This is a genomic window from Cyclobacterium jeungdonense, from assembly GCF_010994275.1.
Lineage (GTDB): Bacteria > Bacteroidota > Bacteroidia > Cytophagales > Cyclobacteriaceae > Cyclobacterium > Cyclobacterium jeungdonense.
Genome location: NZ_WMCD01000005.1, coordinates 101,597 through 116,325, shown reverse-complemented (window position 1 = coordinate 116,325; position 14,729 = coordinate 101,597). Strand labels below are relative to the sequence as shown.

At 45.3% G+C, this 14,729-nt stretch carries 13 protein-coding genes; 5 read left to right on the top strand and 8 right to left on the bottom strand.

The genetic code is table 11. The features are described 5' to 3' along the window. Positions 1–13 precede the first annotated feature (13 nt). From GKS34_RS12015 to GKS34_RS12000, 4 genes are all read right to left on the bottom strand, one after another. Positions 14–364 carry a nuclear transport factor 2 family protein gene (locus GKS34_RS12015; RefSeq protein ID WP_163385072.1) on the bottom strand — a complete coding sequence of 117 codons (351 nt, stop codon included), beginning with the start codon at positions 362–364 and terminating at the stop codon, positions 14–16. 71 nt (positions 365–435) lie between these two features. Further along, positions 436–1,344, bottom strand: coding sequence for a VOC family protein (locus GKS34_RS12010; RefSeq protein ID WP_163385071.1), 909 nt, complete (start codon positions 1,342–1,344; stop codon positions 436–438). Between the two features lie 5 nt (positions 1,345–1,349). Then, positions 1,350–1,766: a VOC family protein gene (locus GKS34_RS12005; protein WP_163385070.1), complete on the bottom strand. Its 417-nt coding sequence runs from the start codon at positions 1,764–1,766 to the stop codon at positions 1,350–1,352. Between the two features lie 12 nt (positions 1,767–1,778). Continuing rightward, a complete protein-coding gene (locus tag GKS34_RS12000) occupies positions 1,779–2,210 on the bottom strand; it encodes a VOC family protein (protein WP_163385069.1) in 432 nt (143 codons plus the stop codon). Between the two features lie 137 nt (positions 2,211–2,347). Between GKS34_RS12000 and GKS34_RS11995 the strand changes: the two genes are divergently transcribed. Beyond that, positions 2,348–3,316, top strand: coding sequence for a GlxA family transcriptional regulator (locus tag GKS34_RS11995; RefSeq protein WP_163385068.1), 969 nt, complete (start codon positions 2,348–2,350; stop codon positions 3,314–3,316). A 12-nt stretch (positions 3,317–3,328) separates the two neighbouring features. On the opposite strand, the gene GKS34_RS11990 is transcribed toward GKS34_RS11995, so the two are convergent. The 4 genes from GKS34_RS11990 to GKS34_RS11975 all read right to left on the bottom strand — a co-directional run bounded on the left by GKS34_RS11990 (position 3,329) and on the right by GKS34_RS11975 (position 8,946). Further along, positions 3,329–4,483: a baeRF3 domain-containing protein gene (locus GKS34_RS11990; RefSeq protein WP_163385067.1), complete on the bottom strand. Its 1,155-nt coding sequence runs from the start codon at positions 4,481–4,483 to the stop codon at positions 3,329–3,331. A 297-nt stretch (positions 4,484–4,780) separates the two neighbouring features. After that, positions 4,781–7,165 carry a PAS domain S-box protein gene (locus GKS34_RS11985; protein WP_163385066.1) on the bottom strand — a complete coding sequence of 795 codons (2,385 nt, stop codon included), beginning with the start codon at positions 7,163–7,165 and terminating at the stop codon, positions 4,781–4,783. A gap of 168 nt (positions 7,166–7,333) precedes the next feature. Next, the gene (locus GKS34_RS11980; RefSeq protein WP_163385065.1) at positions 7,334–8,575 is read right to left on the bottom strand and encodes a TonB family protein; all 1,242 of its coding nucleotides are present in this window, start codon (positions 8,573–8,575) and stop codon (positions 7,334–7,336) included. Then, a complete protein-coding gene (locus tag GKS34_RS11975; RefSeq protein WP_163385064.1) occupies positions 8,572–8,946 on the bottom strand; it encodes a BlaI/MecI/CopY family transcriptional regulator in 375 nt (124 codons plus the stop codon). Before GKS34_RS11975 ends, GKS34_RS11980 begins: the two co-directional genes overlap by 4 nt. Before the next feature lie 190 nt (positions 8,947–9,136). Between GKS34_RS11975 and GKS34_RS11970 the strand changes: the two genes are divergently transcribed. From GKS34_RS11970 to GKS34_RS11955, 4 genes are all read left to right on the top strand, one after another. Next, entirely contained in the window at positions 9,137–9,592 is a 456-nt protein-coding gene (locus GKS34_RS11970; RefSeq protein WP_163385063.1) for a (2Fe-2S)-binding protein, read from the top strand. A gap of 22 nt (positions 9,593–9,614) precedes the next feature. Continuing rightward, positions 9,615–11,906 (top strand): xanthine dehydrogenase family protein molybdopterin-binding subunit, encoded by a 2,292-nt coding sequence (locus GKS34_RS11965; protein ID WP_163385062.1) that lies wholly within the window; start codon positions 9,615–9,617, stop codon positions 11,904–11,906. 662 nt (positions 11,907–12,568) lie between these two features. Continuing rightward, positions 12,569–13,309: an SDR family oxidoreductase gene (locus tag GKS34_RS11960; protein ID WP_163385061.1), complete on the top strand. Its 741-nt coding sequence runs from the start codon at positions 12,569–12,571 to the stop codon at positions 13,307–13,309. A 19-nt stretch (positions 13,310–13,328) separates the two neighbouring features. After that, complete coding sequence (locus GKS34_RS11955) at positions 13,329–14,726, top strand: NAD-dependent succinate-semialdehyde dehydrogenase (RefSeq protein ID WP_205602064.1); 1,398 nt, start codon at positions 13,329–13,331, stop codon at positions 14,724–14,726. Positions 14,727–14,729 lie beyond the last annotated feature (3 nt).

Below are 14,729 nucleotides of genomic sequence, written 5' to 3'. Positions count from 1 at the left end.
CTACTTTTTTGCATCAATGTTCTTCAACCACATAACTCTTCATTTCCTTTATTTGGGCATCCTTGAAGCCATTAAAGGTATATATATCGCAAAAGGAATAGGTTTTCCCATTAGGTGTAGTCATGGTTCCCTCCACCGCTGCTTCTTTTCCGTGCGTGATAAGGTGTCGGATTTTCAATTTCATGGGCTCCGGTGAAGCCATTTCATGTAAGCTACTGGCAAACTGATCTTTCCCCTGAATAACCTTGTCCCCGGCGATGGTCCAAAGTATATCATCCGAAACAGCGGTTAGGATAAAATCCACATCACTAGTTGCAAAGGCTTCATTAAATTTTTTTAAGAAATCCTGTCTATTCGTTTCCATGATAAGGTGTTTTGAATATAATGAATAAAAACTAGTGGGCGTTCCAAATACTTGGAAGTCTACTTTTACGGCTATCTTTCAAGTGCCTTTTCCAGAACCGAGATATCGAGTTTCTTCATAGGCATAAAAGCAGCAGTTAATTTGGGGGTTTTTTCCGGATCTTTCATTCCTTCTGCCAGCATTCGTGGAACTACCTGCCAGGAAACGCCATACTGATCATATAGCCAGCCACACTGCACGGCATCCCCTTCGCCTTGGGTCAGCTTATCCCAGTAGTAGTCAATTTCGCTCTGCTTATCGCAAAAGATAATAAAAGAAATAGCCGGTGTAATGTCAAAATGATGTGCCAGCGAACTTTCCATCATCATAAAGGTGCAGCCCTGAAGGTAAAATTGAGCATGTTTGACCTTGCCGGTTTCATCGGGATCCTCCTCCTCATACCGGGTAATTCCCTCCAGAGAAGAATGCTTAAAGGTGTCCAAGTAAAAGTCAATGGCCGCCTCCACTTTTCCGAATTTTTGCCCGACAAACTTCAGTGAAGGGACAAATTTTTGTTTTACATCGGATAGTTTTCCCAGTGAAATTTGCCAGGAGACGCCATACTGGTCCTTAAGCCATCCGTACTTTTCACTCCAGGGGTACGAGTCAAATGGCATAAGGACCGAACCTCCCTCTTCCAAAGCCTCCCATACCTTATCCGCTTCTGCTGCCGACTCACAAGTGACATAGAAAGAGATGCCCGGGCTGTGTGGATACATGGGTCCGCCGTTTAAGGCCAGAAACGCCTGGTCATGCATCGAGAAGTCCACGCTCATCACGCTCCCCTCAGGTTTTTGATGCTGTTCGGAGCCAGCTTTGGCATACCTGGAAATGCTGTGGATGGTGGTATTACCGAATACCTTGGCATAAAAATTCACTGCTTCTTCTGCTTGCAGGTCAAACCATAGGCAGGGAACAATAGCGTTTTTCAGATTTTTCATGATTCCTATGGTTGTTTCTTTTCAAAGTCAAGCATCCATACTTTCCCAAACCTATCCTGAACGACCCCAAACAGCGAACCCCAAAGCGATTCTTTTAAATCATCGAGTACATTTCCTTGTTTACTAAGTAATTCATAAACTTTTCTGATATCGGATTCAGAATCAAAACTAATGGCAAGGGAAACTTCACTTCCTGATTTGAAGCCATCAGGTGGTGTCATATCCGTAGCCATAAAGAGAAAATTGTCTCCGGTTAGGCTCGAGTGAAGGATATGGCCTTCCTTACCAGTTGGACATTGGGATGCCATGGGAGATTCCCCTATGGTCTGAAAGGTGAGTGCTCCTCCAAAGCATGTTTGGTAGAAAGTCATGGCTTCTCTGCAGTTTCCATCAAAGCCGAGGTAGGGGTTTATCGTTTTCATCTCATTTCCAGTTTATTGCGGTGTGCTGGATTGGTTTTCTTCTACGGGGATTTGACTGGAATCCATCCAGAAAAACTCCCAGATGTGCCCGTCTAGGTCATTGACAGATGTGCTATACATAAAACCATAGTCCAAAGCGGACCTTTCGATTGTCCCGCCTGCCTGTAGCGCAGTTTCGGTTACTTCATCCACTTTTTCTTTACTAGCCAAGGCCAGCGCATTCAATACTTGTACCTGGGTCTGGGTATCCGCAATCGATTTGGAAGTAAAGGATTGAAATTTTTCCCGGGTGAGAAGCATGACCGAAATGGTGTCGGAGTAGACCATACCTGCGGCCGTTTCATCAGTGAAGTGCGGATTGTTGGTAAATCCTATTTTGGCATAAAATTCCATGGCTGCAGGGAGATCTTTTACAGGTAGATTAATGAAAATCGTTGGTTTCATGGTCTTTGAGGTTTTTGTTAGTCATTCGTATTAACTATATATACTACAAATTTAAGGCATTTATAATAGTCCCTAACTGTGCAAATACGACAAAGTAACGGGTTGAATACGACAGGATTATGTAGTATCTTTCGTTTATGAAAGTTGTCTCTATTCTTGTACCTGAAATGGCGGTACCCGCTGCCATCGTCGATCCGCAGTACATGTTTACAGCCATTAATGGATTTTTGCAAGCTTCCGGGCAACCGGCCTATTTTAAGGTACATTTAGTTGGGGCCAACCAGGAAATCAGACTAAGTAATGGCCTATTGGTCATTCGGCCGGATCGCTTATTGGAAGTAGAGGAAAAAACGGATCTGATCATCATTCCGGCTATCAGCGGGGATATTTCCCAGGCCATACAAAAAAACAGCTCCATGATCGATTGGATCCTTTTGCAGTACCAAAAAGGGGCAGAGGTGGCCAGTTTGTGTATTGGAGCGTTTATTTTGGCCGCCACCGGGCTACTTAAAGGAAAGACCTGTTCCACCCATTGGATGCATGCCCAGATATTCCGCACGATGTTTCCGGATGTGAATTTGGTGGATGACCGGGTCATCAGCGAGCAAAATGGGCTCTATTCCAGCGGCGGTGCCAATGCATATTGGAGCCTTTTGCTCTATCTGGTGGAAAAATACACCAGCCGGGAAATGGCAGTGTTGGCTTCCAAATACTTTTTGCTGGATATGGAGAAAAACAGCCAGTTGCCCTTTAGCATTTTTAAAGGTCAAAAAGCCCATGAGGATACCGTTATATTAGCTGCCCAGGAATACCTGGAAAAGCATTACGACCAAAAGATCACCGTGGAAACCCTGGCGGAGCGGTTTGGGGTAGGGAGGAGGACCCTGGAAAGGAGGTTTAAGCAATCAACTACCAATACCATTGTGGAATACATGCAGCGTGTAAAAGTCGAGGCAGCCAAAAAACAGTTGGAGACAAGCCGTAAAACGGTAAGCGAAATCATGTACGATGTTGGATATAATGACCCTAAAGCCTTTAGGGAAGTGTTTAAAAAGTATACGGACATGTCTCCCCTGGATTACAAGATGAAGTTTGCATCAATTTGAATGGCCGTGAATTTAATACCTCAAAATCCCAGCTAATCCAGTATCCGTAGGCATGTTTTCCGGTGGCATCACCACCACTTTGCCTCCCATCTTTAAGACCAACTCGCTCATATCATCCAAAAGATCATCCACTCTGGGGTTGTCCATGTCTTTTTTCTGGGTGTTGCCGGTTACTAAATTGGTGATGCGGGCAGCAATGATCCTATCTGCTTCTACAATTAAGCTAGCGATCCTTCCCTCAACAGCAGCGACGGCCAATTCTTTATAATCGTCTGTTCCTTTACCGGCTGCTTTGGCCTCCTCATATTGATCAACATAATTTTTTAGATTGTTCTTGTAGGCAGGCTCCATGACTTCCCAGGCCATTTTGGCCAGTTTTTCTTTCGGAACGGAGGAAGGGTTTACCTGGATACCTTCCTGTAATAAGGCGGAATTTTTGTTGACCTTTTGAAAAAGGTGGTGGTGCTCCGGTAAGGCCGCCAAAATAAGGGGAAGCCCTAGCGGTTTTGAGAAATTTTCTTCCACTTCTTTGGATACCACTCGGAAAAACCGCTCTGCATCCAAATCTACCTGGTCTTTTTTACCCCCATGGCCATGGTGCATGGCGTTGCTTTCTCCGGCGGCTCCTCCATAGGAGGCTACGGTGTGGTGCTCATCCGTCAGTTCTTTCCCCAGGGCATCCTCCATAGTGTTAGGAATGTCGTCGGAAAGTTTTATTTGCTGCAATGAATGCCTGTTCCCTTCATACAAAGTGAATTCGTCGAGGCTCAAACCCAAAAGGTGATAGCGGTCGGTGGACTGTAAATAGTTCCGAAGTGGTTTGGTGTGGAAACTATCAGCCACGATGGCAAGGGATTCAACCGCTATAGGTAATTTTATAACTTCCATGAAATCAGGAGCACTAAATAGGGCCAGCCCGTCCATGCTATTGTTCCAAAATTCATCGTCCTCGGAGAATTTCTCCAATGGTGCCAAGTAAGTATTCGTTTCCTCTGAGCTGTATTTTTGAATCAAGGATTGCTCCATTTCTTTCAAAAGGTTCTTAAATCGTATGGGGTCTTGCCGGTTGTCCGGGTGGTTACGGTAAGTCGGCATGTAAAGCGAAAGGCAGGGAGCTTTTTCAATAGCCAATAAATCCTGTATGCGTTTTTCGGTTAGTAACTGCATGGGTCTGTGTGATTGAATGTAAAAATAAAATAAGTATTAATTGTGATAATTAGCACTAATTACCTAATTTAATCACAATTTTTATGCCATATTATTTCATATATAATCCATGGGATTCATGGATTATCTAGATCAAAGAAGTAGGAATTCATTAAGAAAAAAATCAATGGATCAGATTTACCCGGAGCAGGGGTTTTAGGAAAAAGGCATCCATTACCAATTAAATCTGCTCTCCTAAGTCATGTTTTTTTGTTTGATTGAAATACCGATCTTACACTAGAAAACATCAGGAGATCATCAATCATCAGTAGATTTCGGCATCGTAAAATGAAATTGGCTGCCTTCTCCCAGTGAGGAAGTGATCCAGATTTCACCACCATGGTTTACGACGATTTTCTTGCAGGTAGCCAACCCAAGCCCTGTCCCCTCAAAGGCTTGCTTATTGTGGAGGCGGTTAAAGGGCTGAAATAATTTTGGAAGATCTTTCGGAGAGATGCCGATCCCATTATCTTCTATCGTAAAATGGTATTTCTCACGATCCTGTCTCACTCTGATCCGAACTTCAGGGGACTTGTCTTTCGGGATAAATTTCAGAGCATTGGAGATCAGGTTTAGAAACAATCGGTAGATGGAATTTTGATGCCCATGCAACGGCAGGTCCTGGGGAGGAATCTCAACGTTGGCCCCTTTTGACTCGATTCTACTTTTAAGGTCATTCAATACCGGATCCAGCACTTCCATTAGGGAAAAGTGCTCCATTCTTTTCAACCCTTTTCCTGCCTTTGAAAACTCCAGAATATCCTTGATCATCTGTTGCATTCGTATGGAACCATCCATGGCGAAATGGATGTATTGAAGGCCTTTTTCATCCAGTTGCCCTTCATATTTCTTTTTTATGAGCGAGGTGAACCCCGAAACCATGCGCAAAGGTTCCTGTAAATCGTGGGCGGTAATGGAAGCAAATTGCTCCAACTCCCGGTTACTTTTCTCCAGAAGTTCGTTCAGTTCAACCAGTTTTTGCTCCGTTTTTTTGGTTTCGGTGATGTCTATAATTACGGCTACCATTGCGGAGTCTCCTTCGTACCGCATTTTTTGCAAGTGGACTTCGACGGGATAGCGGCTCCCATCCTTTCGTTCGTGAACGGTTACAAATACCAGCTTTTCCTCTCGATCAGATAGTAACGGTTGAAGGAAATCACGAAATTCTTGTTCTTTAAATTCCGGTTTAATATTATAGGGTGCCAACTTTCGGAGTTCTTCCAAACTATAGCCCATATTTAAAAGCGCCCCCCTGTTAGCATAGGAAAAGTGAAGGCTTTCCGTATCAAAAATGTAGATCTCATTCAGGCTGTTTTCCATGATGGTTGCCATTTGAGATTTTAGAGAAAGGGTCTGCAACTGTTCCGTCTGATCATTCAATATGGCCATCATGCAATTTCTTCCCTTATAAACCAACTCATGCACAAACAATTCCCCCTGTATCAGCTCTCCGTTTTTTTTCACGTGAATGACTGGATCCAGCTTACTGGCACCTTTCTTTCCTCCGAGTTTCTGGATGGATTCGTAAAACACGGCCACCTCTTCCTGCTGAAACAGGATACCCATGCTGTAACCCGAAATTTCGGCTCGTTCGTAGCCGTATTTTAGTAAAGCGGCCTGGTTGATTTCTAAAATCTCCAGCGTATCCACGTCTAGCAGCATTTTGGGAAGAGGGCTGAGATCAAATAACATCCGGTAATTGGTCTCCGATTCCTTAATTTTAAGTTCAGCCAATTTTCTTTCCGAAATGGTTCTGGCAAAGAAGGCAGCACCGGTAATTTTCTCCTTCTCCCGAATCGGATGGGCACTCAATTCTATCCAGATTTCCATGCCGGATTTTAGTTTTTCGGGCCGACAATAGGTTTCCGTAAAGGATTCACCTGCGAGAGCGCGGGCAAAAAAAGTTTTAAACCTCTGGTGCATGTCTTCCGGAATTTTTTCCGGAAAGAGGGCAGGGGAGCCAGGAAAGACCTTAAACCCGATTAAATGCTCCATTTTCGTCGCAAAGGCCTTATTGAATGCGATTAGCTTTTGATTGTTGTCGATACTCCAAATGTCATCCGAAGTAGTATTGATAAGGGCATCGTTATTTAATCGGTCCAGTGCTCGCTGTTTTTCCAGGTCCCGGTGCAGGCGGAAGCTTTGTTGCAGCACCCGTTGCTTTTTTCTGTTTTCTAATAGCGTAATAGCCTGGGCTGTTAGCAACTCTAGCGAGCGTACCTGACCCTCGTTCAGTACAGAGGGATTTTGGTCCAGCACGCACAAAGAGCCCAATAGAAATCCGTTTGGGGAAACCAATAGAAACCGTGCAAAAAACCTGTATTCGGCATGCTCGGAGGCTACCACCACATTTAATTCCCGGGTATCCTTAATGATCACTGGAGATACTGTGTCCTCCAACCCAAGCCGACAGAGTGACGGTATACCGTTTATTTCTTCGATTGTCAACCCAAAAGCAGCCATGGTAAAGCAGGTTGCTTCTCCGAAAAAAGACAAGAAAGAAATCCCAGTCCCACTTACTCTGGCAGCTAATTCGGTCAGGGCATCCCATTCCTGCTCAGGTGGGCTGTCTAAAATCGCATAGGAATTCAAAACCTCCAGTCGCTTCTCCTCGTCTCCGGTTCCAAAAGTGGATTTATACATTAAAAAAAAAATTCAAAGTAATAACTTTTTTAACACCATTAAGCGATTAACTTCTGCCTTCATGGGTAAAACTACTAAAATTTTTTGTGAAATAAGCCTAAAAAATCCCTGGAAGGTAGAAAATCCTTTTCTATCCACCAGGGAGGGATTAACAACAATCCGTACTCTTTAATTTAGTTTAAATCGGATCGGAACACGCATTTTCACTGGTACTTCTATTCCTTTTTGTTTTCCAGGGGTCCATGCGGGAGCCTTTCGTAATACCCGGAGGGCTTCCTGATCCAAACGGGGATCCACTCCTCGCAGCAGTTCCACATCATGGATGTCACCTTCCGTATCTATGGTAAATATCGCATACACGGTTCCTTCGATGCCATCCTTTCGGGCCGCTTCCGGATAGGTTAGGTTTTCCCTCAGGAAGGCATTCCAGCCCTCCATTCCGCCTGCAGGATAAGGCATATCTTCTACTACATCGAATACTTCTCCCTGCATTACCCGCTCAGAGATCTGCTCCTCGGGGGATAGATTCAAATTTGGTTTTTCTTCCTGCGTTTCGCAGGCAAAGAATACCAATAGCAGACCTATTAAGGGCAAAACCAGCGCATAACTGATTCTGGCAAGGACGGGGGATTTTGGTTGATACATCATGTTGAGTCGTTTTTTGAGTTGAAATTGATTGAAATTATTAACTAATGTGCCCTGCTGAACCGGTCGTATTAAGTGTAGCAACAGGTCTACATAAGCCTCCTTAGGATGATTTTCGGTCATCTTCTGGTCGACCTGGTATTCATGCACCTCCAATAAGGCTTTTTCGAAAAAACGGATAAATGGGAAAAACCAGAAGGTGATTTTTAGCACTTGATAAAGTAGGACATCCAGGCTATGCAGTAGTCTCCCATGAGCAGCCTCATGGGCAAGAATCCATTCTCGATCTGCCCTGTTTTTATGTTCGGGAGGTAAAAAGATCCAATGGAAGAAAGAAGAAGGTTCAAAATCCGGATGCTCCAGAAGGGTGTAGTTGCCCCAGCTAGATTTCTTGGCGATTAGTGCCTGGGTATATAACGTCCTCAGGCCCCAGCCAAACCGAATGAGAAAAAAGACAAGACCAGTCAGGTAAATACCTGAAAGCAAGAAGCTCAGCGTATTCCAACTAGTTGTTACCGTCTGCGGATTCATAGAAGATAACTCCATCGCAGGTAACTGGTAAGTGAGTACTTCCTTAAAGACTACTGTGTCAGTTAGCAGTGGAATGTTTAGGGCGGGCACGATCCAGGCGATCCCAAAAGCGGTCAGCAAATAGGCTCTGTTCCAGGTAAAGAAGGTGTTTCTGGTCAGGAAAAGTCTGTAAAAGAGCCCCATCAAAGCCAGACAGACGGTTCCTTCCAACAAATAATTCAGCAGTGCATTCATGATCTTTTATCTTTTTTAAGTTTTTCAACCATTTCTTCCAATTCGTTCAGGTCCTTTTCGGAGAGCTTATTTTCTGCCACCATAAATGACAGCACATTTTTGGCAGACCCTTCAAAGTAATTCTTTACCATCCGGTTGAAACTCCGGTGTTGATAGGTCTTTTTGTTGATTACAGGAAAATATTCATGGGTTGTGCCATAGGTCTGGTGATCCAGATACCCTTTTTTCTCCAACTGCTTGATAATAGAGGCCAGGGTGGTGTAGGGAGGTTTTGGCTCCGGATAATGATTCAACACGTCGCGAACCAGGGCTTTTTCCAGCTGCCAAATGATTCCCATTACCTGTTCTTCGTTGCTCGTTAATGCTTCCATGACTTAAAGATAAAAATTAATAATTAGTTTTCCTACGAAATGTTCGTAAAATTACGAAAATATCGTAATCCTACGAATTTAGCGCTTACTTTTCGGCTAAATGAGTGGAAATAAGAAGAATAGTAACTTAATGTCTGCAGGTTTTTTAGAAATTTATTATATTAAAGCTCCTTATCATAAAACAGATGCCATGGAAAAATACCGTCTATCCGTAAATGGAAACACGCAAGAGGTTTCCGCTCCAGAAGACATGCCCCTGCTTTGGGTCATCCGGGACCTGCTATCACTTAAAGGGACTAAGTTTGGTTGTGGGCAAGCGCTTTGTGGCGCATGCACGGTCCACGTGGACGGCGTAGCCACTCGCTCCTGTAGTTTGCCGGTTTCAGCTGTAGGAGACCGAAAAATCACCACCATAGAAGGCCTATCAGCCGATGGAAACCACCCTTTACAAAAGGCCTGGCAGAAGCATGTGGTACCGCAATGTGGGTACTGCCAAACCGGTCAGCTAATGAATGCCGCCGCCCTTCTGAAAGAAAACCCCAATCCAAGCGAAACGGAAATTGAGGAGGCCATGGCAGGAAATCTTTGTCGCTGCGGCACCTATAACCGAATCAAGGATGCCATTCGAACCGCATCCAAGTCTTAATTTCACTTAATTCCATCCGCTCATGATACCAAAACTTCCGTTTTTATCGAAAAAAGCGCCTGCCGACAAAAGCAAGCTGTTCATTCCCGGCAGAAGGGACTTTTTGAAACTAAGCTCCCTAATCGGTGGGGGTTTTGTGCTAGGAATTAATTTTCAATGCTCCGGACCCAAAGGAGAAATAGTATCCTTTGCTCCCAATGCCTACTTAAGTATTGGTTCCGACAATACGGTTACCATTATTGCCCACCGTTCCGAGATGGGCACGGGAATTCGGACCACTCTTCCCATGATTGTCGCAGATGAATTGGGGGCTGACTGGGAAGCCGTAAAAATTCAACAGGCCGTGGGCGATGAAGCTACTTACGGAGATCAGAATACAGATGGATCCTATTCGATTCGAATGTTTTTTGAACCCATGCGGCGGGCCGGAGCCACGGCCCGACACATGCTCGTGAAAGCAGCCGCCGAAGAATGGAACGTCGATGCTTCCGGCTGTGATACCCGGCAGGGAATGGTCGTTCATGAGGCTTCTGGCCAAAAAGTTTCTTTTGGAGATTTGGTGGAGCTATTACAGCAAATGCCCGTTCCGGAAATCGAAAACCTGACTTTGCGTAAGCTGGACGATTACAAATTGGTAGGCAAATCGGTACCAATTTACGATGTCAAAGACATTACCGAAGGCAAAGCCCTTTTTGGGGCAGACGTGGATCTCCCCGGACAGCAGATAGCGGTAATTTTAAGAAGTCCTGTGGTAGGCGGAAAGATCCGTACGTACAATGAGGAGAATGCGCTGAAAGTGCCGGGCGTAAATAAGGTAGTTCAAATTTCAGGAAACGGGGTGCATCCCGGATTGAATAAGCCTTTGGAAGGGCTTGCAGTCATAGCAGACCATACCTGGGCCGCTATGAAAGGAAGGGAAGCCCTGGAGGTGGATTGGGAGCTGGGAGAAAATCAGGATTACCAGTGCGCGACTCAGATGGAAGCCATGATCGAAAGCACCCTGCAGGAAGGGCGATTGAGAAGGGAAAGAGGAGATGTAAAGAAGGCGTTTCGCAGCGGAGGAAAGACCTTTGAAAAGACCTTCCGGGCCCCCTATTATGCCCATGCCACCATCGAACCTCCTACAGCGCTGGCTGATTACAAGGAGGATGGGAGTATCGAAATATGGGCGCCGACCCAGCACCCCCAATGGGCCCGGGATTCCGTGGCAGAAGCCCTGGAAATAGATGCCTCTCAGGTAAAGGTAAATGTGACCCTGCTGGGGGGAGGTTTTGGAAGGAAGTCAAAGCCTGACTACGTGGTGGAGGCTGCCTTGCTATCCAAGGCCATAGAGAAGCCGGTAAGGGTACAATGGACCCGGGAAGATGATATTCATCACGATTTTTATCATTCTCACAGTGCACAGCGGATCAAAGCAAGTCTGGACGCTGATGGAAAATTGGCCGCCTGGAATCACCATACCGTTTTTCCGGCAATTGGAGGAACTTCCAGTGCCGACGAATTGCATCCTTCAGATGGAGAAATGGGATTGGGCTGTACTGATTTTCCCTACGACGTACCCAATATTCGGATCGAGTCGCACGAGGCCAAGGCCCATACACGGGTTGGCTGGCTTCGATCAGTAAGTAACATTCACCATGCCTTTGCTATCTGTAGCATGCTGGATGAAATCGCAGAAGACCAGGGAATGGATCCGGTAGCCTATGTGCTCTCTTTGTTAGGTGAAGACCGTAAACTCGCTTTCAGCGAAGAAATGAAAGGAGCCTATCCCAATTACGGAGAGGCCATTGAGGAATACCCCTGGGATACAGCCCGGATGAAAAAGGTGATTGAACGGGTGGCGCAAGAGTCCGGATGGGGCAGCGCGGAAACGGAAGGAAAAACCCTCGGCTTTGCGGCTCACAAGAGCTTTCTTACCTATGTGGCTTGCATCGTCGAAGTAGCCGAAGATGAATCCGGAAAACTGATCATTCCGGAAGTACATTATGCCGTGGATTGCGGGATCCCTGTCAATACAGACCGTATCCGATCCCAATTTGAAGGAGGCGCACAATTTGCTACCAGCCTGGCCCTTTCTTCGGCCATTCAATTTGAAAATGGGCGGGTTATTCAAAATAATTTTGATGGCTACCAGATCATTCGCATGCCCCAGGCCCCGAAAAAGATTTTCACGCACATTATAGAAAGCACCGAAAAACCGACCGGAGTAGGTGAACCTCCTGTCCCTCCCTTTATCCCGGCCTTGTGCAATGCTTTGTACAAATTAAAGGGGAAACGGATTTATGAATTGCCGGTTAAGGAAGTTTTTGCTTGAAAAACGTACAGAAAAAATGAAGCGATAGCCCCTTTCCATACACAGCGGTATTGATAATCGTGATGAAGATTGGGGCCAAAGAACTGTTCCAATCGGTATTCCTATAATACGGAGGCAATTCCGAAAATATCAGGATGTGGTTGGTTGGCGTATGCGTGCCCTATCTAAAGCCATGGAGTTACGGCCAGGTCCTTTTTGTGGAAGGATTTCCAGGGTTTCAATTCAATCCTAGGGGAGCCTTTCAACGTGTGAGCTCTTTTTTCGATTACTTTTGTAATTTCTTTGCCATCGAAAGCTTTCAGGGAATTAATTAATTCTAAATAACCTGAATTTTATTTCTCTAAGACTATATTGTTTAGAAAGCTTCTGACGAAAGGCATTTTTTAAGCAGGAGTTGCATTATACACCAATACAGAACCCGAATAACGTTTTACGGAAGTAAGGTTAAAAGGGGAGCTTAAATAAAATAACCTAACGACAGTGCGTTTTGGTCTGATAAATGAGTAGTGTCATAAAATTCCCATTTTTCTCCATCCCATCTCAAAAATAGTTATCTGTAGGCGTAGAGATGTCCCTATGACAGCGTTTTACAGCGATTGAACTTCCGGCTTAATCTTTGGCTGGCTTAAGGTGACTTAACAAACTCCCCTAAAAAATAAAAGATGGACTTGAAAAACAAAGTAGTAATCATAACAGGAGCTTCCAGCGGAATTGGAAAAGCTACAGCGGCTAAATTGGCAAAGGAAGGTGCCTCTGTGGTATTATGTGCCCGAAGTGAAAAAGAACTAAATAAATTAAAAGATAAGATTGTATCCGATGGCGGTAAGGCATTGGTTGTAAAAACGGATGTTACAAAACCAGCTGAATTTGGAGAAGCCGTTTCTCAAACGCTGGCTGAGTACGGTTCCATTGATGTATTGATCAATAATGCGGGACTGATGCCCCTATCATTCGTCGAAAAACTCAAGACCGATGAGTGGGAGAAGATGGTAGATGTCAACATTAAAGGCGTACTCAACGGAGTGGCAGCAGTGTTGCCGACGATGCGCACGAATAAAAGTGGTCATATTATTAACATTTCTTCTTCGGCAGCGCACAATTACTTCCCCGGCGGGGCCATCTACTGTGCCACCAAGGTAGCGGTAAAAATGTTTTCCGAGGGCTTGAGAAAGGAGTTGGCACCCCTGTACGGTATAAACGTGACCTCCATAGAGCCAGGTGCCGTGAATACAAGCCTGTTTGAAACCATCACGGACGATGACATTAAGGAAAAACTGAAAGGAATGAAGGAGATGACCACCCTTGAAGCGGAAGATATTGCCAATGCCATTTTCTACGCCTTAAATCAGCCGGACAGGGTAAACATCAACGATGTGTACCTGATGCCAACAGAGCAGGGATAAAAAGTATAAATCTGAAAAAATGGAAAATACGATGCGTGAAAAAGAAACAATAGAAACCATTAATCCTACAACAGGAGAAATGCTTGATCACTACCAATACATGAGCAACGAAGAGGTTGAAGATGCCATTTCAAAATGCCATCAAGCCTTCCTAACGTGGAGGGGAGTCCCCGTCGAAGCACGTGCTGAACAGATAAAAGCGATCGGAAAAGCGCTGCTCAGTGCCAAGGAAGAGTTGGCGCAATTGATGACGGATGAGATGGGGAAGACGCTAATACAAAGCAGGCAAGAAGTGGATTTATGCGCTGCCATTTGCCAGTATACGGCTGAGATTGGACCAAGGGAGTTGAAAACTGAGGAGCGCGACATGGTCAATGGAAGCAAGGGGCGCGTTTCATATGCCCCTATCGGGGTGGTATACGGTATTCAGCCGTGGAATTATCCAAGTTACCAGGTAGTGCGGTACTCGATAGCCAGCCTGATGGCAGGTAACGCTGTGTTATTAAAGCACGCTTCAAATGTAACCGGCTCGGGTAAACTGCTGGAGCATATATACAAAAACGCTGGCATCCCGCAGGGCCTGTTTACCACATTGGTGATCAATCACGATCAGTCTGATGCGGTGATAAAAAATAAACTGGTGCGAGGCGTAACCCTCACGGGTAGTCCCGGTGCAGGACGAAAAATCGGGCAAACAGCCACCGCTGAGTTGAAAAAAACGGTATTGGAATTGGGTAGTAATGATGCCTACCTGGTCTTTGAAGATGCAGATATCGACCTGGCGGTAAAGGCCTGCGTGAAAGGCCGTATTTACAACAACGGCGAAACGTGTATTGCTGCGAAGCGCTTTGTTGTAACCGCGAAAGTGTATGACGAATTCCGGAACAAATTCGTGAAGTCTATGAGTGAAGTAAAAACGGGTGACCCCAATGAGGAAAGCACTCAATTGGGCCCCATGGCACGCCAGGATCTTCGCCAAGAGTTGCATGAACAAGTGGTGAACAGCGTTGAAAACGGAGCCCGGATAGCCTGTGGAGGGAAAATTCCCGATGGAGTCGGATTCTTCTATCCCGCCACTGTGTTGGAAAATGTCCAGCCAGGCCAGCCAGCTTACGACGATGAACTTTTTGGCCCGGTAGCCTCATTGATCAAAGCCAGGGATAACGAAGATGCCATGCGCATTGCCAACGACAGCCGCTTCGGACTGGGGGGAGGTATTTTCTCCAAAGATGAAGACGCGGCCATCGAAATGGCAGAGAAGCATTTTGACACAGGAATGGTGTTTATCAATACCTTTGGTTTAGCTGATCCTGCCATGCCATTCGGTGGGGTCAAAAATTCGGGCTATGGCCGCGAACACGGTGGATTCGGACTAAAAGAATTCGTGAACATTAAAGCTGTTCTGAAAAGGCAATAAAAA

What these genes read in the sequence shown, in the direction of transcription:
- GKS34_RS12015 (WP_163385072.1), bottom strand. Translation starts at nt 364, where the DNA reads ATGGAAACGAATAGACAGGATTTCTTAAAAAAATTTAATGAAGCCTTT.
- GKS34_RS12010 (WP_163385071.1), bottom strand. Translation starts at nt 1,344, where the DNA reads ATGAAAAATCTGAAAAACGCTATTGTTCCCTGCCTATGGTTTGACCTG.
- GKS34_RS12005 (WP_163385070.1), bottom strand. Translation starts at nt 1,766, where the DNA reads ATGAAAACGATAAACCCCTACCTCGGCTTTGATGGAAACTGCAGAGAA.
- GKS34_RS12000 (WP_163385069.1), bottom strand. Translation starts at nt 2,210, where the DNA reads ATGAAACCAACGATTTTCATTAATCTACCTGTAAAAGATCTCCCTGCA.
- GKS34_RS11995 (WP_163385068.1), top strand. Translation starts at nt 2,348, where the DNA reads ATGAAAGTTGTCTCTATTCTTGTACCTGAAATGGCGGTACCCGCTGCC.
- GKS34_RS11990 (WP_163385067.1), bottom strand. Translation starts at nt 4,483, where the DNA reads ATGCAGTTACTAACCGAAAAACGCATACAGGATTTATTGGCTATTGAA.
- GKS34_RS11985 (WP_163385066.1), bottom strand. Translation starts at nt 7,165, where the DNA reads ATGTATAAATCCACTTTTGGAACCGGAGACGAGGAGAAGCGACTGGAG.
- GKS34_RS11980 (WP_163385065.1), bottom strand. Translation starts at nt 8,575, where the DNA reads ATGAATGCACTGCTGAATTATTTGTTGGAAGGAACCGTCTGTCTGGCT.
- GKS34_RS11975 (WP_163385064.1), bottom strand. Translation starts at nt 8,946, where the DNA reads ATGGAAGCATTAACGAGCAACGAAGAACAGGTAATGGGAATCATTTGG.
- GKS34_RS11970 (WP_163385063.1), top strand. Translation starts at nt 9,137, where the DNA reads ATGGAAAAATACCGTCTATCCGTAAATGGAAACACGCAAGAGGTTTCC.
- GKS34_RS11965 (WP_163385062.1), top strand. Translation starts at nt 9,615, where the DNA reads ATGATACCAAAACTTCCGTTTTTATCGAAAAAAGCGCCTGCCGACAAA.
- GKS34_RS11960 (WP_163385061.1), top strand. Translation starts at nt 12,569, where the DNA reads ATGGACTTGAAAAACAAAGTAGTAATCATAACAGGAGCTTCCAGCGGA.
- GKS34_RS11955 (WP_205602064.1), top strand. Translation starts at nt 13,329, where the DNA reads ATGGAAAATACGATGCGTGAAAAAGAAACAATAGAAACCATTAATCCT.